The organism is Streptomyces sp. DSM 41931 (genome assembly GCF_050271085.1).
GTDB classification, from domain to species: Bacteria; Actinomycetota; Actinomycetes; order Streptomycetales; family Streptomycetaceae; genus Streptomyces; species Streptomyces albogriseolus.
In genome coordinates, this window is the sequence record NZ_CP189902.1 from 2,702,960 (window position 1) to 2,725,768 (window position 22,809).

Sequence of the window (22,809 nt, forward strand, 5' to 3'; positions counted from 1 at the left end):
GTCCGGGGCGCCCCTCGGCGGGCCCGGTGCGCTACGAGTGCGACCTCAGCAGCGTGCGCATGGTCCGCATCGCCACCGACAGGTTGGCGAGGTCGAACGCGTCGGAGCTGTGGATCTCCTCCAGGGTGGTGCGGGCGCGGCCCAGCAGCGCCGCGTTCTTCTGCTCCCACACCGCGAAGCGCTGCTGCGGCGTCGACGAGCCGTTGCCCTCCGCCAGCACGTCCGCGGTGACCGCCGCGTGCGCCGCGTACAGGTCCTCACGGATCGCCGCGCGGGCCATGGACTGCCACCGGTCCGCGCGCGGCAGTTCGATGATCCGGTCCATCAGCTGGGTGATGCGCAGCCGGTCGGCGAGGTCGTAGTACACCTCGGCGACGTCCAGCGGCTCCTTGCCCATCCGGTCGGCCACGGACACGATGTCGAGCGTCGGGAAGGCGGAGGAGAACCCGGCGACCCGGGTGGCCAGCTCGTCCGGGACCCCGGCCTCGCTGAGCTCGTCGTAGATCTTCTGGTACCAGTCCAGGTCCTCGCCGCGCAGCAGCTTCGGCAGCTCCGCCCAGACCTGCTCCACCCGCTCGGCGAAGAACGACACCGTCTCCTCGAGCTGCAGCGGCTGCGGCCGGTTGTTCAGCAGCCAGCGCGTGCCGCGCTCCACCAGACGGCGGGAGTGCAGCCGGATCCGGGTCTGGGTGGCCGCGTCGACCTTGGTGTCGAGCGCCTCCACGCCGTCCCACACCACCGAGGAGCGGAAGATCGCGCGGGCCGCGGTCTGCGCCCGGACGATCTCCTCCAGCGACGCCCCGGTCTCCTCGCGCATCCGGTGCAGATACGTGGTGCCGCCGGTGTTGACCGTGTCGTTGACCAGCACGGTCGTGGTGATCTCACGGCGCAGCGGGTGGCTGTCGATGTACTCCGCGAACTGCTCGCGCAGGGCGGTCGGGAAGTACGCGTGCAGCAGACCCTTGAGGTAGGGGTCGTCGGGCAGCGAGGTGTGCAGCAGCTCGTCGGCGACGGTGATCTTCGTGTACGCCAGCAGCACCGCCGTCTCCGGCCCGGTCAGGCCCTGCCCGGTGGCGAGCCGCTCGCGGATCTGCCGGTCGGTGGGCAGGAACTCCAGCGCCCGGTCCAGGTGGCCCTCGCGCACCAGGTGCTTCAGGAAGCGCTGCTGCGCGTGGATCATGTCCTTGGACTGGGCGAGCGCGTTGGCGATGGCGGTGTTCTGCGCGTAGTTGTTGCGCAGCACCAGCCGACCGACCTCGTCGGTCATCTCGGCGAGCAGCTTGTTGCGCTGCTTCACCGTCATGTCGCCTTCCTTGACCAGGCCGTTCAGCAGGATCTTGATGTTCACCTCGTGGTCGGAGGTGTCCACGCCCGCGCTGTTGTCGATGGCGTCGGTGTTGATCCGCCCGCCGTGCAGCGCGAACTCGATCCGGCCGAGCTGGGTCATGCCCAGGTTGCCGCCCTCGCCGACGACGGCGACCCGCAGGTCCTTGCCGTCGACGCGGATCGCGTCGTTGCTCTTGTCGCCGACGTCCGCGTCGGACTCGGTGGACGCCTTGACGTAGGTGCCGATGCCGCCGTTCCACAGCAGGTCGACCGGCGCCGTGAGGATGGCCTTCATCAGATCGGCCGGGGTCATCTTGGTGACGCCGGAGTCGATGCCGAGGGCCTCGCGGATGTGCGCGTTGACCGGCACGGACTTGGCGCTGCGCGGGAAGACTCCGCCGCCCGCCGACAGCAGTTCGGTGTTGTAGTCGGCCCAGGAGCTGCGCGGCAGTTCGAACAGACGGCGGCGCTCGGCGTAGGAGACGGCCGCGTCCGGGTTCGGGTCGATGAAGATGTGCCGGTGGTCGAAGGCGGCGACCAGGCGGATGTGCTCGCTGAGCAGCATGCCGTTGCCGAACACGTCGCCGGACATGTCGCCGATGCCGACGACCGTGAAGTCCTGGCTCTGGGTGTCCACGCCCAGCTCCCGGAAGTGCCGCTTGACGGACTCCCAGGCGCCGCGGGCGGTGATGCCCATGCCCTTGTGGTCGTAGCCGGCCGAGCCGCCGGAGGCGAAGGCGTCCCCGAGCCAGAAGTTGTAGCTCTCGGCGACCTCGTTGGCGATGTCGGAGAAGGTCGCGGTGCCCTTGTCGGCGGCGACGACCAGGTAGGTGTCGTCCTCGTCGTGCCGGACGACGTCCGCCGGCGGCACGACCTCGCCGCCCACCATGTTGTCGGTGATGTCGAGCAGCGCGGAGATGAAGGTCCGGTAGGAGGCGATGCCCTCGGCCATCCACGCGTCGCGGTCGACGGCCGGGTCGGGCAGCTGCTTGGCGACGAAGCCGCCCTTGGCGCCGACCGGCACGATGACGGTGTTCTTCACCATCTGCGCCTTGACCAGGCCGAGGATCTCGGTGCGGAAGTCCTCACGCCGGTCGGACCAGCGCAGACCGCCGCGCGCGACCTTGCCGAAGCGCAGGTGCACGCCCTCCACCCGCGGCGAGTACACCCAGATCTCGTACGCCGGGCGCGGCGCGGGCAGGTCCGGGATGGCCTGCGGGTCGAACTTCATGGAGACGTAGTCGTGCGACGCGCCGCCCGCCGTCTCCTGGAAGAAGTTGGTGCGCAGGGTCGCCTTGATGACGGTGAGGAAGGAGCGCAGGATGCGGTCCTCGTCGAGGCTGGCGACCTGGTCGAGGGCGGCGTCGAGCTCCTCCAGCAGGGCGTCCACCAGTTCGTACCCGGCGCGCTGCCGGTCCGGCGACATCCGCGCCTCGAACAGGGAGACGAGCAGCCGGGTGGTGTGGACGTTGTGGCGGAGGGTGTCCTCCATGTAGTCCTGGCTGAAGGTGGACCCCGCCTGGCGCAGGTACTTGGCGTACGCGCGCAGCACCATCGCCTGACGCCAGGTCAGCCCGGCGCTCAGCACCAGGGCGTTGAAGCCGTCGTTCTCCGCCTTGCCGGTCCAGGTCGCCGCGAAGGTGTCCTGGAAGCGCTCGCGGGCGTCGTCGCCGAGGTAGTCCACCCCGCCGCCGGGCGCCTGCGGCATGCGCAGGCCGAAGTCGTAGATGTAGGCGACACTGCGGTCGTCGCACCGCAGTTCGTACGGCCGCTCGTCGACGACCTCGACGCCGAGACGCTGCAGCACGGGCAGCACCGCGGACAGGGAGACGGCCTCGGTCGTGCGGTAGATCTTGAAGCGGCGCTCGTCGGGGGCCGCGCCCACCGGCTCGTACAGGCTGAGCGCGAAGTTCCGCTCCTCGTCCAGCTCCTCGAGGCGCACCAGGTCGGCCACGGCGCTGCGCGGGGAGTGGTCGGCCTTGTAGCCCTCGGGGAAGGCTCCGGCGTAGCGGCGCAGCAGTTCGGCGGCGCGCTCCTCGCCGAACTCGGTGTTCAGCGCCTCGGCGAAGCCGTCGGCCCAGGAGCGGGCGGCCTCGACCAGCCTGGCCTCGATGCGCTCCTTGTCGCTGTCGGACAGGGGACGCAGTTCGGTGCCCTGCGGGACGCGGACGACGAAGTGCAGCCGGGAGAGGACCGACTCGGTGTTCCAGGCGGTGAAGTCGACGCTGATGCCGCCGAGCTCCTCCTTGAGGATGTCGATGATCCGCAGCCGGACACCGGTGGTGTAGCGGTCGCGCGGCAGGTAGACGAGGGCGCTGTAGTAGCGGCCGTACTCGTCCTGGCGCAGGTACAGGCGCAGCCGGCGGCGCTCCTGGAGGTAGAGCACCGAGGTGACGATGGACTGCAGTTCCCCGGCCGGGGTCTGGAACAGCTCGTCGCGCGGGTAGGTCTCGAGGATCTGCAGCAGGTCGCGCCCGTCGTGGCTGTGCGGCGAGAAGCCGGCCCGCTCCAGGACGTCCTCGACCTTGCGGCGGATCACCGGTACCCGGCGCACGGACTCGGTGTAGGCGGCGGACGAGAACAGGCCGAGGAAGCGCCGCTCACCGACCACGTTGCCCTCGGCGTCGAACTTCTTGACGCCGATGTAGTCCAGGTACGACGGCCGGTGCACGGTCGCCCGGCTGTTGGCCTTGGTCAGCACCAGCAGCTTGTGCTCGCGGGCCTTGGCGCGGGCGTCGGCGGGCAGCCGCTCGAAGGACGGGCTGACCGGGTGGTCCTCGTCGGCCGCGTGGTGCGGGTCGGAGCGCAGGATGCCGAGGCCGGTGCCGGGCACGGCGGCCAGCGAGTCGTCGTCGCGCAGCTCGTACTCGCGGTAGCCGAGGAAGGTGAAGTGGTCGTCGGCGAGCCAGCGCAGCAGCTCGCGGGCCTCCTCGACCTGCATCGGGGGCAGGTCGGCGGGGACGGGCTCGTCGGGCAGCGCGTCGGCCAGCGCGGTCGCGGCCTGGCGCATCTTGCCCCAGTCCTCGACGGCCTCGCGGACGTCCGAGAGGACCCGCAGCAGGTCGGCGGTGATCTGCTTGAGGTCGCCGCGGTCGGTCTCGCGGTCGATCTCCACATGGATCCAGGACTCGACGTGGGCGTCGTGCGGCAGGTCGCGGGTGTCCTGCGGGAGGTCGCCGCCGACCGGGTCGGGGAGGACCTCGATCAGCTTGCCGGTCACGTCCCGGCGGACCACGAACTGCGGGTGGATCACGACGTGGATGCCGCGGCCCTGGCGGGTCAGCTCGTTGGTGACGGAGTCGACGAGGAAGGGCATGTCGTCCGTGACGACCTCGACGACGGAGTGGCTGCAGGTCCAGCCGTTCTCCTCGACGGTCGGGGTGTGCACCCGGACGTTCGCCGTGCCCTGGGGACGGTTCTCGGCGAGCCGGCGGTGCGAGACGGCGGCCCCGAAGATGTCGACCGGGTCGCGGTCGGTGAGGTCCTCAGGGGCGGTGTGCAGGTAGTAGCGCTGGAGGAACGCGAGGACGGCATCCCGGTCGGGCGTGTCCCCCTCCGCGGTCCCAGTCGGTAGTTTCCCCCCGGCCGGGCTGTTCTCAGCTACCCGGGCGGCCCGATCGAGCAGCTCGGCCTTGGCTTCGTCCAGCTTGGTCTGCATGATCCTCTGGCTCCTGTCGCGCGCCGTTGCGTGACGTAGAAGGAAGTACGGTCTCCGACCCTGTGGTGCGGCGGTACGACACGGGGTGTCCGGTCTGTGCCGACGGTATGCCGCAAGGTGAGAGGAGCGGGGGCTTCTCGGCGGTATTCGACGCGTCCGAGGGGTGTGACGTGGCTCTCCGTGGTGCCTGCCCCCCTGGGGTGCGCCGCGTCCCGCGCCGCCCGCGAGGATCAGCGGTCGCCACCCGGTCACGGATGTCCTCCGTGCTCGCCGGGCGCACAGCGGGGACGCCACAGTCCCCGCGAGCTATCGCGCTGATCACGCCACCTAGGCTATCGCCCTCCGGAGGGGCCCCGTCATGAGCCGTATGTGTACAAAACCGGGGGGCGAACTTTGACGTTTCGCACAGTGCGCCCGGGCCGTCACGGCCGGCCGGAGGCCGCCAGGCGCTCCGCCTGGGCCACGGCCTCGCTCAGGCTGTCGACCACCGGAACCCCGGCCGCCTCCAGGCCGGCCCGGCCGTGCGAGCCGCCGGTCCAGAGCACGGCGTGCGCGCCCGCGTGCCGCGCGGCCACCGCGTCGTCCGCCGCGTCCCCGATGACCACCGTGCGCCGTGGGTCCACCGTGTCGCGCAGCGCGTCCAGGTGGCGCACCATGTGCTCCGCCTTGCTGCCGCCGGAGGGGCCGGTGCGTCCGTCGACGCGCAGGAAGTGGGGGGAGATCCCGAAGTCCTCCACCAGCGGCACCAGGTCCTCGTGCCCGTACATGCTGAGGATCGACTGGCTGCGGCCCGCCGCCACCCACCCCTTCAGCAGGTCCTCCACGCCGTCGGCCAGCCCGCAGCGCACCCGGTGCACGGTGTAGTGGCGGTGGAAGACGGCGTCCATCACCTCCCACTCGGCCTGGCTGGGCAGCCGGCCCATCAGCCGCTCGTAGAACCGCGGCACCGGTACGCAGTACAGCTCCCGGTACCGCTCCAGCGTGATGGGCGCGAGGCCCAGCTCGGCGAAGGCCGCGTTCGTCGCCCCGATGACCGCGTCGACGTCGTGGAACAGCGTGCCGTTCCAGTCCCAGACGATGTGCGCGTCCGTGTGCGTCCCCATGCGGAAAACCTACCCGGGCCGTCGGGCGACGAGCTGCGGGATCTCCTGCGTCGCGAACCACAGCAGCTCGTGGTCCTCGGCGCCGTCCACGACGAACTGGGCGTCGTCGTCGCCGTCGTCCGCCGCGTCCAGCGCCCGTGCGGCGGCCGCCACGTCCTCCTCGGCGTCCTCCGCGTCCACGTGCACCGCGGCCGCCTTCGCCAGCCGTACGGGCCCGGCGAGGCGCACCTCGCCCAGCACGGCCGGGTCCGGGCCCCGGCCGGGGTCGGCGGAGGCCGCGCCGTCGGCCACGTCCACGGCGACCACGACCCGGCGGCGGGGCGCGGCGGGGTCGGCGGCGAGGAGACGCAGGGAGGCCAGCGCGGCGCGGCCGAGCGCGGCGTACTCCAGCTCCTCGATGTCGTCGGAGAGGTACCACTCGCGCAGCGCGGGCGTCACGGCGTACGCGGTGAACGGCCCGTCGCCCAGCTGCCCCGTCCTGTGCGCCTCGGCGAGCCCGGGGAGGGTCAGGGGGACGTAGACGCGCATGGTCGGCCGCTTTCGTCAGCTCGGATCACTTCTTCGGCAAGGTCTCAGAATACGTCGCACCCGTCCCCCTTCGAGCCCTCGCGGCCCCCTCCGGGGCCGTCAGCCTCCGTCCGCCGATTCACCCGCCCCACCCGCGTGAACGGAGGCCCGGCAGGCGGCCGATCACCCTGATAAGTGAACCTCCCACCCCTCCCCGCGTACCTCCGCCCTTCCTTGCCCCGCCCCCGCACGGCCCCGTACAAGATCCCCGTCACGAAGTTACTGCCCGGTACCCGGCTCCCCCGCCGGCCCGGCCTTCAGAACGGGGCCCTCGTGCACAAGGTCATGAGCAGAACACCACGCCGCTCCCCCGCCGCAGTCCCCCCACGCGTCCCCACAGCGGGCACCCCCCTCTCCCCGTCCCCGGGCGCCGGCCGCCCCCGAGGAACGACCCCCCGCCGCACCCGCCCCACGGACACCCGCCCAGCGGGCCGCGCCCCGATGCGCGGCAGCCGCACGGGCTCCGGGGCGGGGACAACGCCCGACAGCCGAGGCGGCTCCTCAGGCACGCCACCTGAGCACCTGGGCGGGGCGCCCCTGGGCGTCCCGCAGCCTCGGCCCACCGACCGGTTCGCGGAGCTGCTCGTCGCCGTGCTGAGCGGGCAGCGGCCCGTGCACGCGATGTTGCGGCACAGTGCCGGGCAGGCCTACGACGAGCTGATCCGGCTCGCGGAGCGAGGGCCCCTGCGGACGCGGGGCGCGCGGCCCGTCGTGCGGGACATCGGGTGGTTCGTGCCGCGGGAGGGCGCCATCGAGGCGTTCGCGCGGATCGGCGCCGGGGACAGGCTCCGCGCCATGGCGTTCCGGCTGGAGCGCGGCCGGGACCTCCGCTGGCGCTGCACCGCCGTCGAGCTGGGCGGACCCCGCTGACGACCGCGCACAACGGCCGGGGCCGGGCACCCTCAGGTGCCCGGCCCCGGCCGACAGTGCCGCCGTGCGGCGACGTCACTTCTTGCGGCGACGCCCGCCCCGCGCCTGCTTCCGGCGCTCCGCGCGGGTCAGGCCGTCCGCCGACGAGCGCACCGGCTCCTCGTCGGTGGCCAGCTCGCCCTCGATGGTGCCGCCCTCGCCGTCCACCGTGGGAGCGGAGAAGTGGAGGTTCCGCCGCTGCGGGGCGTCCAGCCCCTTCGCGCGGATCTCCGGCCGTGCCTGCGCGGGCACCGCCTCCTGCTTCTCCAGGTCGGCGGTCGGCTTGACGTCCTCGACCGGCACCTCCTCGACCTGCTGCTCGACCTGGACCTCCAGGTTGAACAGATAGCCGACGGACTCCTCCTTGATGCCGTCCATCATCGCGCTGAACATGTCGAAGCCCTCGCGCTGGTACTCGACCAGCGGGTCCTTCTGGGCCATCGCGCGCAGGCCGATGCCCTCCTGGAGGTAGTCCATCTCGTAGAGGTGCTCGCGCCACTTGCGGTCCAGCACCGACAGCACGACCCGCCGCTCCAGCTCACGCATGATCTCGGAGCCGAGCTGCGTCTCGCGCGCCTCGTACTGGGCGCGGATGTCGTCCTTGATGGACTCGGAGATGAACTCGGCGGTCAGACCGGCACGGTCGCCGGCCGCCTCCTCCAGCTCCTCGACGGTGACGCTCACCGGGTAGAGCTGCTTGAACGCACCCCACAGCCGGTCCAGGTCCCAGTCCTCGGGGAAGCCCTCGGCGGTCTCCGCCTGGACGTACGCGTCGATGGTGTCGTCCATGAAGTGGTGGATCTGCTCCTGCAGGTCCTCGCCCTCCAGGACGCGGCGGCGCTCGCCGTAGATGACCTCGCGCTGCCGGTTGAGCACCTCGTCGTACTTCAGGACGTTCTTACGCGTCTCGAAGTTCTGCGTCTCCACCTGCGACTGCGCGGACGCGATCGCACGGGTGACCATCTTGTTCTCGATCGGCACGTCGTCCGGCACGTTCGCCATGGACATCACGCGCTCGACCATCTGCGCCTTGAACAGCCGCATCAGGTCGTCGCCGAGGGAGAGGTAGAAGCGGGACTCGCCCGGGTCGCCCTGACGGCCGGAACGACCGCGGAGCTGGTTGTCGATGCGCCGCGACTCGTGCCGCTCCGTGCCCAGCACGTAGAGGCCGCCGAGCTTCTCGACCTCCTCCTTCTCGGCCTTCACGGCCTGCTCGGCGCGCGCCAGCGCCTCCGGCAGGGCCGCGGCCCACTCCTCGATGTGCTCCTCGGGGTCGAGGCCGCGCTGCCGCAGCTCCGCCTCCGCGAGGTCCTCGGGGTTGCCGCCGAGCTTGATGTCCGTACCACGGCCGGCCATGTTCGTCGCGACCGTGACGGCGCCGCGGCGGCCGGCCTGGGCGACGATCTGCGCCTCACGCTCGTGGTGCTTGGCGTTCAGCACCTCGTGCTGGATGCCCCGCTTGCTGAGCTGCTGCGACAGGTACTCGGACTTCTCGACCGAGGTGGTGCCGACGAGGATCGGCTGGCCCTTGCGGTGCTTCTCCTCGATGTCGTCGACGACCGCCTCGAACTTGGCGACCTCGGTGCGGTAGATCAGGTCCGACTGGTCCTTGCGGACCATCGGCCGGTTGGTCGGGATGGGCACCACGCCGAGCTTGTAGATCTGGTGGAACTCGGCGGCCTCGGTCATCGCCGTACCGGTCATGCCGGACAGACCCGGCAGCTCCTTGCCGTTGTGGTCGTGGCGCTTGTAGAGGCGGAAGAAGTTCTGCAGCGTGATCGTGGCGAGCGTCTGGTTCTCGTCCTTGATCGGCACGCCCTCCTTGGCCTCGATGGCCTGGTGCATGCCCTCGTTGTACCGGCGGCCGGCGAGGATACGTCCGGTGTGCTCGTCGACGATCATGACCTCGTCGTCGATGATGACGTAGTCCTTGTCCTTCTTGAACAGTTCCTTCGCCTTGATGGCGTTGTTCAGATAGCCCACCAGCGGCGTGTTCACCGACTCGTACAGGTTGTCGATGCCGAGCCAGTCCTCGACCTTGGCGACGCCGGACTCGTGGATGGCGACCGTGCGCTTCTTCTCGTCGACGTCGTAGTCGCCGGTCTCCTCGATGCCCTTGAGCGGCTGGCCGGCCTCGCCGCGCTTGAGGCGCTTCACCAGCTTGGCGAAGTCCCCGTACCACTTGGTGGCCTGGTCGGCCGGGCCGGAGATGATCAGCGGCGTACGGGCCTCGTCGATGAGGATGGAGTCGACCTCGTCGACGATGGCGAAGTTGTGGCCGCGCTGCACCAGCTCTTCCTTCGACCACGCCATGTTGTCGCGCAGGTAGTCGAAGCCGAACTCGTTGTTCGTGCCGTAGGTGATGTCGCAGGCGTACTGCGCGCGGCGCTGGGCCGGCGTCATGTTGGCGAGGATGCAGCCGACCTCCAGGCCCAGGAAGCGGTGGACGCGGCCCATCATCTCCGAGTCGCGCTCGGCCAGGTAGTCGTTGACCGTGATGATGTGGACGCCCTCGCCGGACAGGGCGTTGAGGTACGCGGGAAGCGTGCCGACGAGGGTCTTGCCCTCACCGGTCTTCATCTCCGCCACGTACCCCATGTGCAGGGCCGCGCCGCCCATGATCTGGACGTCGTAATGGCGCTGGCCCAGGACGCGCCGGGCGGCTTCGCGGACCGTGGCGAAGGCCTCGGGCAGCAGGTCGTCCAGGCTCTCACCGTCGGCGTAGCGCTGCTTGTACTCATCGGTGAGGGCCCGCAGCTCGGCGTCGGAGAGGCCTTCGAAGTCCTCTTCGATGGAGTTGACCTGGTCCGCGATGCGGTGCAGCTTGCGCAGGATTTTGCCTTCGCCTGCACGCATGATCTTCGAGAGGACGGACACGGGGGTTGGTCTCCTTGCCGGTCGGGCCTGGGACGGTCGGTTTCCGTTTCACTGACTGAGCAACGGCCATCGTATGCGAGGACCCCGTCACGCCGGGAGGCCTGCCGGGGCGGTGACCGTCCGCCGCGGCCGAACCGTGGCACGGCCGCTACACGGACAACGCCTCAGGCGTCCGGATGGTGCCGCGGGCCCGGGGCGAATCACGCGCAGGGTGATCATCGGTTCGCCCCCGGCCGAAGGGATGGCGCCCGCCGTCGCGACGTGCGCAGAATCGCCCGATGGAACCCGTCACGCTCACCACCGGCCGTCTGCTGCTGCGCACCGTCGGCCCGCAGGACACCGACACGGTGTACCGGATCTGCCAGGACCCCGACATCCAGCGCTGGACCACGATCCCTTCGCCGTACCTCCTCGAGCACGCGCGGGGTTTCACGGAGCAGATCGTCCCGGACGGCTGGGCGAACGGCACGATGTTCACGTTCGGCGTCTTCCTGCCCGCCGGGGAGCTGACGGGCATGCTCGGCCTCACCATGCGGTCGTTCGCGACGGGCGAGATCGGCTTCTGGGGCGCCAAGGAGCACCGCGGCAACGGCTACATCACCGAGGCCACCGTGGCCGCGTGCCGCTGGGCCTTCACCCGGATGTCCGTCGACCGCGTGGAATGGCGCGCCGAGGTGGGCAACACGGCCTCCCGCGCGGTCGCCGAGCGGGCCGGTTTCACGATCGAGGGCATGCTGCGCTCCTCGCTCGTCAACAAGGGGGTGCTGCGGGACGGCTGGGTGGGCTCCCTGCTCCCCTCCGACCTGGGCCTTCCGTCCACCACCCCGTACATGCCCGCCCGCGCCTGACGTCCCTGGCGTGCAGCGGGGCCGCCGTTGTCAGTGGCGCCCTCTAGGGTGCGGACGTATGACGACCCTGCCGCGTCCGACCACGGAACTCTCGGCCGACGAGGCCCGCCGCATCGCCCTGCGTGCCCAAGGGCTCCTCGGCGCCCCCGACCGGCGCGCCGGTGTGCGCGGCGTCCTGCGCCACCTCGGTGCGGTGCAGCTCGACACGATCTCCGTCCTCGCCCGCTCGCACGAGCTGATCCCGTACGCCCGTCTCGGCGCGGTGGGCCGCCGCACGGTGGAGGAGGCGTACTGGAAGCAGGGCGACCAGCCTGCACACACGTTCGAGTACTGGTCGCACGCCGCGTGCATCCTCCCCGTCGAGGAGTGGCCGCACTTCGCCTTCCGCCGCCGCGCCTACCGCAACCGCCCCCTCTGGAACCACGAGCTGCCCGACGGCGTGTACGACCAGGTCGTCAAGCAGCTGCGCGCCGAAGGGCCGCTGACCGCCACCGAGTTGGGCGGCGCCAAGCGCACCAGCGAGTGGTGGGACTGGTCCGGCACCAAGGTCGCCGTGGAGCGCGCCCTGATGTACGGCGAGGTGGTGTGCGTGGAGCGGCGCGGCTGGAAGCGGGTCTACGACCTGGCCGAGCGGGCCGTGCCGGCCGGGCTGCTGGCCGAGGAGCCGTCGGACGAGGAGTGCCTGCGCCGGCTGGTGGGGCTGGCCGGGCGGGCGCTGGGCGTGGGCACCCGCGCGGACATCGCGGACTACCACCGGCTGAAGGGCGAGCAGGTCGACGCGGTGATCGCCGACTCGGGTCTTGTGCCCGTCACGGTCGAGGGCTGGTCCAAGCCGGCCTGGGCGGATCCGGAGGGGCTGGCCACGCCGCCGCGCGGCCGGCACCGCACGACGCTGCTGTCCCCGTTCGACTCCCTGATCTGGGAGCGGGCGCGCACGGAGCGGATCTTCGGCTTCACGCACCGCCTTGAGGCGTACGTCCCCAAACCCAAGCGGGTCCACGGCTACTTCGCGATGCCGGTGCTGGCGGGCGGCCGGCTGGTGGGCCGGGTGGACCCGGCGCGCGAGGGCCGCACGCTGGTCGCCAGGCAGGTCACGCTCGGCGGCCGTGCGGCGGTGCCGCAGGTGGCGCAGGCGCTGGTGGAGGCGGCGGGCTGGGTGGGCTGCGCGGACGTCCGGGTGGAGCGGGTGGACGCGCCGGAGCTGCGCGAGCCGCTCACGGCGGAGCTGGCCCGGCTGCTCGCCTGAGCTCCGCGCCTTCGTCCGCCGGCCGGACGGAGGCGCGGAGGTCAGCGGATCTCGAGGATCTTCTCCCGCATCGCGTAGACCACGGCCTCCATCCGGGAGTGCAGCTGGAGCTTCTCCAGGATGTTGCGCACATGGTTCTTCACGGTGTTCTCGGAGATGAACAACTCCTTGGCGATGTCCCGGTTGTTCATCCCCGTGGCGACGAGTTTGAGGACCTCCAGCTCACGGTCCGTCAGCCGGGGCGCGGGGACGAGCCGGCGCTCGTCGGTGCGCTGGATCATCGACTTGAACTCGGTGAGCAGCTTCGACGCCATGGAGGGGCTGATCTGCGACTGTCCGTCGGCGACGGCGCGGATGGCGGTGGCCACCTCGTCGGTGGAGATCTCCTTGAGCAGGTAGCCGGTCGCGCCCGCCTTGATGGCGTCGTAGAGGTCCGCCTCCTCGTCGCTGATCGTCAGCATGATGATCTTGGCGCTGGGGGCGACCTCCTTGATGGAGGTGCAGGCCTCGATGCCGCCCCGCTTGGGCATCCGCACGTCCATCAGGACGATGTCGGGCAGCAGGTCGGCGGCCTTCTCCACGGCCTCGGCGCCGTCGCCGGCCTCGCCGACGACCTGGATGTCCTCCTCGGCGGCGAGCACGATCTCCAGACCGCGGCGGAACAGCGCGTGGTCGTCCACCACAAGGACTCTGATCGGCTCCTTGCGCGGAGTGTCCGCGTCCGGGCCCATGCCGACGACGCCGTCGTCGGCATCCTCGTCCCGCATCGGTCCGAAGCTGTCCGCCATCGTGTTCCTCCCCCTGAAGGCTGTGGCCTGTGGTCCTGACCATCGCCAACCCAAGGCAACGGCCCACCGGTTGAGCCGCTGCCGCCATGATTCCATGCCGCACCGTCACCGGGGTGCCGGTGTGGTCGCCGGGCGGTGGCACGCCGGTGCCCCTGGGGGCGCACACGCGCACCAGGGGCACCTGCTGTGCTGTCGCCCGGCGGGTCAGCCGCCGAGGGTTCCGCCCGCCTCGGGGGAGTGGTTCTCGGTGACCATCGTGTCGGTCCTGAGGTGGATCACGCCGTAGTCGTAGGCGTGGCGCCGGTAGACGACGCTGGGCTCCTTGGTCTCGGAGTCGACGAAGAGGTAGAAGTCGTGCCCGACCAACTCCATCTCGTAGAGCGCCTGGTCGAGGGTCATGGGGGCGGCCACGTGGTTCTTCTCACGGACGACCAGCGGCCCGTCGCCCTGGACCTCCAGGGAGCCGATCTTCTTGGTGGGGACCGCCTGCTCCTCCTCCTGCGCGGTGCTCGCGCCGGTCCCGTTGAGGGTGGCCACCCCGGGCACGTGGTCGGGGACCTCGGCGGCGGGGATCCTGCGCGCGCCGCGCCGTGAGTAACGCTTGTCGTGCTGCTTGCGCAGCCGGGCGTCGAGCTTCTCCGCTGCCAGGTCGAGCGCCGCGTACGGGTCGCTCGCCGCCGCCTCCGCCCGGATCACCGGGCCGCGGGAGCGGAGCGTGATCTCCACCCGGTCGCAGCGGTCGGCCTGTCGGGGGTTGGGCTCCTTGGACACCTCGACGTCGAGGCTCATCACCTTGCCATCGAGCTTCTGGATCTTCTCCAGGTTCAGCTTCTCGGCCACGTGCTTCCGGAACCGCTCGGGCACCTCGGTCTTGCGGCCCTTGACGACGATGTCCACGCAGAACTCCGTTCCCGGATCACTCCGCTTCGCTGCGGATGTGTCTCCCTTTTGCACCAGGCTCCGGTGTCGTCCGGAGCCTCGGACTCGGTGACGTGTGCACCTCCTCCCCCACGAACGAGATCTCCAGTCCACCGGTGCGGGTGAAGTCGAAGAAACCCGCACCACCGCATTCCCACCGGAGGGGTGTGGCCTGCGGCTTTCCCTCACAACCGAACATATCTCGCGTGGACGGATGACGTCACCCTCTACCGCGACCTACCTCCATTCAGGGGAATTAACCCTCTGATCACCTGCAACGACGTAAGTTCTCAGTCAGTTTCGGTGTATTCCGAACGCATCCGGCGACGCCGCCACGACGGCCGCGCACACCACGCCGGGCGTTCCGCCGGTGTATTTCCCGCCCGCCTCCTTCGACGTCCGGCCGGGCTGCCGGTCCGCTCCGCTCCACGCCGGCGGCGGTGTCCGCCGTTGCCCTGACCCTTCCCCTGTCTCACCCAGGTACACGAACACGGGCCGCGAATTGCTCGATGCCTCCCGGCCCTTTCCGGCCGGTTCCGTTTCCGGGCCGGACGGCCCTTGTGCGTCCCGTATCGCGCGCGCCGCCTCGGCGAGGGTCGCCCCGGTCGTCATGAGGTCGTCGACCAGGACGACCCGGCCCCGGCGGAGCAGCCGGGCGCAGCCCGGCGCCACCCCGAGGGCGCCCGCGACGTTGGCCAGCCGCTGTCTCGATCCGAGTCCCGACTGGTCGGCCACCGGCCGCCGTTGCCGCAGCGCGGCGAGTACTGCGGCGGGTACCCCCGTCCGCCGCAGCTCACCCGCCGCCGCGTAGGCGATCCGCCGCGCGGGGTCGTGCCCGCGCGCCCGCACGGCCCGCCGGGCGGACGGGACGGGGACGAGCAGCACCGGGCCGCGTGCCGCCGGGGCGCCCAGTCCCGCCCGCACCGCGCCCGCCAGGGCCTCGCCCAGCGGCCGGGCGAGGGCCAGGGCGCCGCGCTCCTTGTGGGCGAGCAGGGCGGCGCGCACCTCGTCGGCGTAGGGGGCGGCCGCGTGCACGGGCGGCAGTCCACGGGGCTCGGGCGCCGGCCGCACCCGGCGCGGCGTCCTGCCGCTCAGCGCCGTCCGGCACCGGTCGCAGAGCACGGCGCGGGGCCTGCCGCATCCGCCGCACTCGGCCGGAAGCACCAGGTCGGTGAGGTCCCGCCACCAGCTCCGCATGGGCTCACTGTGCCAACGCCCCGGCGACCCGGCCACCCCTGTGGACAACCGTGTGACCAGCCCCGAAACCGCTCGAACACCGGAGCGAGAATCGGCCGCGCGCGAACCCGGAACCCGCTCAGCCCGGATAGACCGGCGCCGTCCCCTGCGTCACCTTCTGCCACTGCGCCCCCGACGGCAGCCGCACGATGCCGTCCACCGAGTACGCCACCAACGGCGCGTTCTCGTCCCCGGCGGCGGTGAGCGCCTTCACGCCGGTCAGCGCGGCGGGCGGCGGCACGTCCGGGGTGGAGCCGTCGACCTCGACGTACTTCATCTGCTCCACTCCGCCGTGCTCGCGGCCGACGACCACGAGCCGGCTGTCCCCGGCCCACGACATGGCGGTGACCTGCTCCAGCTCGGGTGTCGCCGACCTGAGCTCCACCACGGTGACCGTGGTGCGCTCGCTCGACCCGGCCTCGTCCGGGCCGCTGCGCTCGATCCGCCCGACGAGCAGCGACCGCTCGTCGCCCTTCTCCACGACGAGGGCGATCCGCACCCCGTCGGCGGCCACCCGCACCGCCCGGATCCGGCCCTCCAGACCCGGCGTGCGCACCTGCAGCGGCTGGTCCGCGCCCTGCGGCAGCAGGTAGAGACCGGGGCGGGCGGGGTCGCGGTCGGCGACCCACAGGCCGCCCTGGGCGTCCCAGCTCGGCGGGGTCAGCCGGTCCTGCTCGGTCTTGCCCTGGCTGCGCAGCACCGGTTCGCCGAGGGTGGCGCCCTGCGCCAGCGCGGAGACGAACAGCTCCTGGCCGTTCAGTCCGACGCCGGCGGCCGTGCGCTCGTCCCGCGCGACGGCGACCGACCGCAGGCCCTGCTCGCCCTGTCCGAGCGCGCCGGGCGCCGCTTCGGGGTCGGCGCCGGGGCTGCCGGCGGCGATCCGGACGAGCTTGTGCTCCCTGTCGAGGAAGTACAGGTGGTCGGGCTGGTTGAGCGCGCCCCGGGTGGCCACGGTCTCGGCGCCGTCCTGGGTGAGGGAGCACAGCTGCCCGCCGTCGGCCCGCAGTTCGACCTCCTCCACCGCGGGGCTGAGGCCGCGCAGGGTGAACAGCAGCTGGGCGGCCATCTCCTCGCAGCGGCCGGTGCCGATCTCGGACGCCCGGTCGTTGAGCGGCACGGTGAGCGTGCCCCGGTCGTCCGGGGTGAGCGGTCCCGCGCCCTTGCGCAGCTGGGTGCCCGTGGGGAAGCTCGACCGGACGACGGGGTCGAGCCAGCTCGTCGGCCCGGAGATCAGCGAGCGCACCATCCGCGTCGTGGGGTCGACGTGCCGGCGCACGTACACGGGGTCGGCGACCGCCATCGGCAGCGAGGACCCGTTCACGTCCACGTTCGAGGCGAAGTAGTACTTGTTGAAGGACGTGTAGTTGCGCTGGAAGTCCGACTTGCCCATGACGACGCCCTGCGGCACCGCGTCGATGCGCCACTGGCCGCTCTTGTCGTCCTTCACCAGCCGCACCAGCTCGCTGTACTGGCCGGAGGCGGGCGCGTACGCCTGCTGCGCGTCCACGGTCGCGAACTTGGTGCCGGTCAGCGTGTACGTCAGGGCGGTGCTGTCCTCGCGGGGCTCCCGGTCGGCGCGGGCGCCCGGCCCGTCGGAGAGCACGGTCGTGGACTGCTCCGGCCGCCAGTACTTCGACGCCTCGGGGGTCAGATACTGGCGCGCGGTCTTGTAGTCGGCGTCGTCGCTGGTCAGCGCCTCCAGGAAGCCCTGGACGATCTGCGCGGGGGTGGCGTCGTCGCTCGGCGGCATGGCGTACACCCGCACCTGCGTGTCCTTGCGCGGGGTGGACTCCACCCCGCGCAGGTCGCCGCTGTCCGGCATCGAGGCGCACCCGGCCAGCAGGACCGCCCCACACGCGGCGTACGCGACCGTCCTGGCCGGTGTCCCCCGCCCGCGCCTCACACGCTCACCGCCCACGCGTAGCCTCCCCGTCCGTCCCCGCACCGCGCGGTTCACCGTCCCCGCCCTCGCCGGCCGCCGGCCGGTCCGCGTCTCCCGGGGCGCCCTCGTCCGTCCCGCCGTTCGTGCCGGGCGCCGCGCCCGGCGTCATCCGTGTGCTGCCCGAGCGGGCCACCACGCGCGCGCCGCTGCCGGGCAGGGCGGTGGGGTCGGCCGTGGGCGCCGATCCGCCGGGCCTGCGGCCCAGCGGGTCGCGGGCGGACTGCGCCGGGTCGTCGGCGCCGGGCTGCCGCACCGGCACCGTGGCGCGCTTCTCGCCGTCGCCGCGCGGCAGCCCCGCGTCGTCGAGGCCGCGGTTGCGCCGCGAGTCCCTGGGCTCCAGGGGTATCGGGGACCCGCGCAGCGGCTCGTCGGCCGTCCTGGGCAGCGTCAGCCGGAACTGCGAGCCGCCGCCCGGCTCGCCCCACGCCTGGAGCCAGCCGCCGTGCAGCCGGGCGTCCTCCAGGGCGATGGACAGCCCCAGGCCCGTACCGCCGGTGGTGCGGGCGCGCGCCGGGTCGGCCCGCCAGAAGCGGCTGAACACGCGCGTGGCCTCGCCGGGCTTGAGCCCGACGCCGTAGTCGCGCACCGCGACCGCCACCGCGCCTCCCGCGGCGGCCAGCTTGACGACGACGTCCCTGCCCTCGCCGTGCTCGACGGCGTTGACGACCAGATTGCGCAGCACCCGCTCCACGCGCCGCGCGTCGGCCTCGGCGACCACGGGCTGCTGGTCGCCGACGACCTTGATCGTGCTGCCCTTGCGCTCGGCGAGCGGCTCCGCGCCGCTGACCACGCGCCGCACCACCTCGCGCAGGTCGATCGGCTCCGCCTCCAGGGCGGCCGCGCCCGCGTCGAAGCGGCTGATCTCCAGCAGGTCGGCGAGGAGCGACTCGAACCGGTCGAGCTGGTCGGCGAGCAGTTCGGCGGAGCGCGCGGTCACCGGGTCGAAGTCCTCGCGCGCCTCGTGGATGACGTCCGCGGCCATCCGCACGGTGGTCAGCGGGGTGCGCAGCTCGTGCGACACGTCCGACACGAACCTGCGCTGCATCCGGGACAGGTCCTCAAGCTGGCTGATCTTGAGCTGGAGGTTCTGGGCCATCTTGTTGAAGGCCTCGCCGAGCCGGGCGATGTCGTCCTCGCCGGTGACCTTCATCCGTTCCTGGAGCCGCCCCGCGGACAGCCGTTCGGCGATCCCGGCGGCCATCCGGACCGGCGTGACCACCTGCCGCACCACGAGCCAGGCGATCGCCCCGAGCAGCACGACCACGAACAGCCCGGCGGTCGCCAGGGTGCCCTTGACCAGGCTCAGCGACTTCTCCTCCTGGGTGAGCGGGAAGAGGTAGTACAGCTGGTACGGGTCGCCGTTGGGGTCGTTGACCTGCTTGCCGATGACCAGGGCCGGCTGGGAGTCCTTGTCGGTGTCGTAGACGATGCGCGTGTAGCTCTGCGCGGCCGTGGTGCTGGTGTCGATCCGCTCGCGCAGCGCCGCGGGGACGCTGGCGGTCGGGTTGACCTCGCCGGAGGCGCGCGGTCCGCGCCCGCTGCCGCTGTCGCCGCCGGAGGGCAGGGTCACCACGTCGAAGGCGCCCTGGCCGCCGCTGGACAGCGAGGCGACGAGGTCGCTCATCCACTGGATGACGCTCTGCGAGGGACGGCCGTCGGGTGCGGTGCCCTCCTCGCCGGTGACGCTCACGGCCTGCTCGGCCTGCTGCTTGGCCACGGCGAAACCGCCCGTGGCCTGGCTCTGCGACGCGTTCACCTTGGCGTCCAGCAGGCCGTTGCGCACCTGGCCGATGACGACGAAGCCGAGCAGCAGGACGACGCCCAGCGACATCAGCAGCGTCGTGACGACGACCTTGAGCTGGATGTTGCGCCGCCACAGCCGCATGACGGGCAGCAGCGGACGCCGTACCCAGCGCATGACGAGCCGGACGACCGGGCTGCCCTGGACCCCGCCCTGGAGCAGGTCGCCGTCGAAGAGGTGGCGCCAGCGGGAAGCGGCCGTCCGCCGGCCGACAGGCCGCCCCGGGCGGTCCCCGGACCGGCCGGGCGCCGAAGCGGCACTGTCACCGGACATGTCAGCTCGGTCCTGCCTTGTATCCGACGCCTCGGACGGTCACCACGATCTCGGGCTTCTCCGGGTCCTTCTCGACCTTGGAGCGCAGCCGCTGCACATGGACGTTGACCAGGCGGGTGTCCGCCGCGTGGCGGTAGCCCCACACCTGCTCCAGCAGCACCTCACGCGTGAACACCTGCCACGGCTTGCGCGCGAGGGCGACCAGCAGATCGAACTCCAGCGGGGTCAGGGCGATGGACTGCCCGTCCCGCTTCACGGAGTGACCGGCCACGTCGATCACCAGGTCGCCGATGGCGAGCTGCTCCGGCGCCGGCTCCTCGGACCTGCGCAGCCGCGCACGGATCCGGGCGACCAGCTCCTTCGGCTTGAACGGCTTGACGATGTAGTCGTCGGCCCCGGACTCCAGGCCCACCACCACGTCGACGGTGTCGCTCTTCGCCGTGAGCATCACGATCGGCACCCCGGACTCCGCCCTGATCAGGCGGCAGACCTCGATGCCGTCACGGCCGGGGAGCATCAGGTCCAGCAGGACCAGATCCGGCTTGGTCTCACGGAAGGCGGCCAGCGCCTTGTCGCCGTCGGCTACGAAAGACGGCTCAAAACCTTCACCGCGCAGCACGATGCCGAGCATCTCGGCCAGTGCGCTGTCGTCGTCGACGACAAGGACTCGTCCCTTCATAAACGACATCATCCCATTAGCTAATCGTTACCTGGCGTGACCTGGCACACAGGGCAGCCAGAGCCTCGGTGGTCACGGGCGAAACGACGCCCTCTTCGGTGACGACGGCCGTCACCAGCTCCGGCGGTGTCACGTCGAACGCCGGGTTGTACGCGGTCGTCCCCAACGGGGCCACCGGAATTCCGCCTCCCGCCTCCGCTCCGGCCACCGGCACCTGCGGCGCCGTGATCTCCGTCACCTCATGACCGGGACGCTGTTCCACCTCGATGGACGCCCCGTCCGGCGTCCGGGGATCCACCGTCGTCACCGGCGCCACCACGATGAACGGCACATGGTGGTACCGCGCGAGCACCGCGAGCGGATAGCTCCCCACCTTGTTCGCCACCGAACCGTCGGCCGCGATGCGGTCCGCCCCGATCAGCACCGCGTCCACCTCGCCCGCCGCGAACAGCGATCCCGCCGCGTTGTCGGTGAGCAGGGTGTACGCCATGCCGCTGCGGGCCGCCTCGTACGCCGTCAGGCGAGCACCTTGCAGCAACGGACGCGTTTCGTCCACCCACAGGCGCCGCAGCCGCCCCGCACGGTGCGCCGCGAGCGCCACCGCGAACGCCGTCCCCTCGCCGCCCGACACCAGCGAACCGGTGTTGCAGTGCGTGAGGATCCGGTGCCCGCCGCCGGGCAGCAGCTCGTCGAGGAGCGCCAGCCCGTGCTCCGCCATCCTGACGCTGGCCTCGGCGTCCTCCCGGTGCAGCTGCCGTGCCGCGGCCAGCGCCGCCCCGGCCGCCTGCCGCGGGTCGCCGCCGCCGTCCACCACCGCCCGGTACGCGGAGTGCGCGCGCCGCACCCCGACCGCCAGGTTCACCGCCGTGGGCCGGGCGCTCTCCAGGGCCGCCGCCGCGTCGTCCACGTCGTAGCCCCGCACGGCCGCGAGCGCGACGCCGTACGCGCCCGCGATGCCCAGCAGGGGGGCGCCGCGCACGGCGAGCGAACGGATCGCCTCCACCAGTGCGGGCGCGTCCGTGCAGACCAGCTCGACCTCCTCGGCCGGGAGCCGCGTCTGGTCGAGCAGGACCAGCACCGGGCCTTCGGGAGGCTCCTCCCAGCGCAGTGCCGGCATTCCGGTCGGCCGCTTGTTGTCGCCGCTGTGCGCGTACTGATCAGCCATGCCGCCAGTCTGCCCCCTCTCAGGCGGACAATAGAAGGCGAGCGGCCCCGACCTCGGCAGGTCCGCCGGGAAGCACCGCATGGCACGATGGCTGCCCAAGCCGCCACCGCGACCGCGGCGGGCACCGTGAAGGAGCGACGATGAACGACACTCCGGGCTGGGCCTCGCCCGGATCCGCCCCGTCCGACGGGCGGGAACCGGGCGCGTCCGGGCCCGCCGGGTCCGACGGCCGTCCCGGACCCGAGCAGTCCGCCGACCGGCCGCGGCAGTCGGGTGACGCCTCGCGGGAGCCGGGCGTGAAGTGGTCCAAGGAGCAGCCCCCTGGAGGCCAGTGGTCCGCGCCCACCGGCACCCCCGGTGCGGGCGGCCCCGGGCAGGCCCCTCCGCCGCCCCCCGGCCCCGGCTGGGGCGCCCCGCCGCCCGGCGGTCCCGGCGGCCCCGGCGGCCAGGGCCCCTGGGGAGGCTGGGGCAGCGGCTGGGGAGGCCCCCCACCCGCGGCGAAGCCCGGCGTCATCCCGCTGCGCCCCCTCGGCGTCGGCGAACTCCTCGACGGCGCCGTGTCGACCATGCGCACCTACTGGCGCACGGTCCTCGGCATCTCGCTGACCCTCGCCGTCCTCACCGAGATCGCCGCGGTGCTGCTGCAGGGCCTCGTCCTGGACGACACCAACACCGAGGTGCTCAACGACCCGAGCGCCACGCTCGGCGAACTCACCGACGTCATGGGCGACCTGCTGCTCAGCTCCGCCGCGCTCTACGGGATCACCCTGATCGGCACGGTCGCGGCGACCGCCCTGCTCACCACCGTCACCAGCCGCGCCGTGCTCGGCCGTCCGGTCACCACCGGCGAAGCCTGGCGCGACGCCCGCCCCCAGGTCCTCAAGCTCTTCGGCCTGATCCTCCTGCTGGCGCTCATCGCGGTGGGCATCGCCGCCGTCGGCGCGCTGCCCGGCATCCTCGTCAGCGTCTCGGCCGGCGCCGAGGTGGGCTTCGGGCTGACCCTGCTGGGCCTGATCGCCGCGGCCGTGTTCGCCGCGTGGCTCATGGTCCGCTTCTCCCTGGCCTCCCCCGCGCTGATGCTGGAGAAGCAGGGCATCGTCACGGCGATGCGCCGCTCCGCCCGGCTGGTGCGCGGCTCCTGGTGGCGGGTCTTCGGCATCCAGTTGCTGGCCGCGATCATCGCCTACGTCGTCGCGGCGATCATCGTCATCCCTTTCACCTTCCTCGCCGCCGCGTTCAGCGGCGACGGCGTCACCAGCTTCATGAACACCGCCGGCGGGGACATCGGCTGGACGTTCCTGATCATCAGCGGCATCGGCTCGGTGATCGGCTCCATGATCACGTTCCCGATCACCGCCGGCGTCACCGTGCTCCTCTACATCGACCAGCGCATCCGCCGCGAGGCCCTCGACCTCGAACTGGCGCGCGCCGCGGGCCTCCAGGGTCCCGACGCCACCGGCGGGAGCTGATGCG

At 72.0% G+C, this 22,809-nt stretch carries 15 protein-coding genes; 4 read left to right on the plus strand and 11 right to left on the minus strand.

The window, feature by feature from the left end; genetic code table 11:
- Nucleotides 1–31: 31 nt before the first annotated feature.
- The 3 genes from ACP7TJ_RS12480 to ACP7TJ_RS12490 form a co-directional block, all read right to left on the minus strand.
- Complete coding sequence (locus tag ACP7TJ_RS12480; RefSeq protein ID WP_093763915.1) at nt 32–4,984, minus strand: NAD-glutamate dehydrogenase; 4,953 nt, start codon at nt 4,982–4,984, stop codon at nt 32–34.
- A 422-nt stretch (nt 4,985–5,406) separates the two neighbouring features.
- Complete coding sequence (locus ACP7TJ_RS12485) at nt 5,407–6,087, minus strand: HAD family hydrolase (RefSeq protein WP_167741960.1); 681 nt, start codon at nt 6,085–6,087, stop codon at nt 5,407–5,409.
- Between the two features lie 9 nt (nt 6,088–6,096).
- Nucleotides 6,097–6,615: a DUF6912 family protein gene (locus tag ACP7TJ_RS12490; protein WP_266397692.1), complete on the minus strand. Its 519-nt coding sequence runs from the start codon at nt 6,613–6,615 to the stop codon at nt 6,097–6,099.
- Nucleotides 6,616–6,927: 312 nt separating this feature from the next.
- Here ACP7TJ_RS12490 and ACP7TJ_RS12495 point away from each other — a divergent pair, with 312 nt between their 5' ends.
- Entirely contained in the window at nt 6,928–7,524 is a 597-nt protein-coding gene (locus ACP7TJ_RS12495; protein WP_380877302.1) for an Rv3235 family protein, read from the plus strand.
- A gap of 75 nt (nt 7,525–7,599) precedes the next feature.
- Here ACP7TJ_RS12495 and secA read toward each other — a convergent pair whose 3' ends face one another.
- Nucleotides 7,600–10,440 carry a preprotein translocase subunit SecA gene (gene secA / locus ACP7TJ_RS12500; RefSeq protein WP_093763912.1) on the minus strand — a complete coding sequence of 947 codons (2,841 nt, stop codon included), beginning with the start codon at nt 10,438–10,440 and terminating at the stop codon, nt 7,600–7,602.
- Nucleotides 10,441–10,718: 278 nt separating this feature from the next.
- Between secA and ACP7TJ_RS12505 the strand changes: the two genes are divergently transcribed.
- Together ACP7TJ_RS12505 and ACP7TJ_RS12510 are read left to right on the plus strand one after the other, a co-directional pair.
- A complete protein-coding gene (locus ACP7TJ_RS12505) occupies nt 10,719–11,288 on the plus strand; it encodes a GNAT family N-acetyltransferase (RefSeq protein WP_427763175.1) in 570 nt (189 codons plus the stop codon).
- A gap of 58 nt (nt 11,289–11,346) precedes the next feature.
- Entirely contained in the window at nt 11,347–12,534 is a 1,188-nt protein-coding gene (locus ACP7TJ_RS12510; protein ID WP_427763177.1) for a winged helix-turn-helix domain-containing protein, read from the plus strand.
- A gap of 41 nt (nt 12,535–12,575) precedes the next feature.
- Here ACP7TJ_RS12510 and ACP7TJ_RS12515 read toward each other — a convergent pair whose 3' ends face one another.
- The 7 genes from ACP7TJ_RS12515 to mtnA all read right to left on the minus strand — a co-directional run bounded on the left by ACP7TJ_RS12515 (nt 12,576) and on the right by mtnA (nt 21,336).
- Nucleotides 12,576–13,322 (minus strand): response regulator, encoded by a 747-nt coding sequence (locus ACP7TJ_RS12515; protein WP_006132445.1) that lies wholly within the window; start codon nt 13,320–13,322, stop codon nt 12,576–12,578.
- 204 nt (nt 13,323–13,526) lie between these two features.
- On the minus strand, nt 13,527–14,219 hold the full coding sequence (hpf, locus tag ACP7TJ_RS12520; protein WP_093763909.1) for a ribosome hibernation-promoting factor, HPF/YfiA family: 693 nt from the start codon (nt 14,217–14,219) through the stop codon (nt 13,527–13,529).
- A 315-nt stretch (nt 14,220–14,534) separates the two neighbouring features.
- Nucleotides 14,535–15,437 (minus strand): ComF family protein, encoded by a 903-nt coding sequence (locus ACP7TJ_RS12525; protein WP_380796985.1) that lies wholly within the window; start codon nt 15,435–15,437, stop codon nt 14,535–14,537.
- A 118-nt stretch (nt 15,438–15,555) separates the two neighbouring features.
- Entirely contained in the window at nt 15,556–17,394 is a 1,839-nt protein-coding gene (locus tag ACP7TJ_RS12530; RefSeq protein ID WP_193460438.1) for an LpqB family beta-propeller domain-containing protein, read from the minus strand.
- A complete protein-coding gene (gene mtrB / locus ACP7TJ_RS12535) occupies nt 17,384–19,492 on the minus strand; it encodes an MtrAB system histidine kinase MtrB (protein WP_266397711.1) in 2,109 nt (702 codons plus the stop codon). The genes ACP7TJ_RS12530 and mtrB overlap by 11 nt, the downstream gene beginning before the upstream one ends.
- A 1-nt stretch (nt 19,493) precedes the next feature.
- Nucleotides 19,494–20,183, minus strand: a complete 690-nt coding sequence (mtrA, locus tag ACP7TJ_RS12540) for a two-component system response regulator MtrA (RefSeq protein ID WP_004987303.1) — start codon at nt 20,181–20,183, stop codon at nt 19,494–19,496.
- A 4-nt stretch (nt 20,184–20,187) separates the two neighbouring features.
- Nucleotides 20,188–21,336: an S-methyl-5-thioribose-1-phosphate isomerase gene (gene mtnA, locus ACP7TJ_RS12545; RefSeq protein ID WP_167741966.1), complete on the minus strand. Its 1,149-nt coding sequence runs from the start codon at nt 21,334–21,336 to the stop codon at nt 20,188–20,190.
- 140 nt (nt 21,337–21,476) lie between these two features.
- Here mtnA and ACP7TJ_RS12550 point away from each other — a divergent pair, with 140 nt between their 5' ends.
- A complete protein-coding gene (locus ACP7TJ_RS12550) occupies nt 21,477–22,805 on the plus strand; it encodes a hypothetical protein (RefSeq protein ID WP_380865956.1) in 1,329 nt (442 codons plus the stop codon).
- Nucleotides 22,806–22,809: the final 4 nt, after the last annotated feature.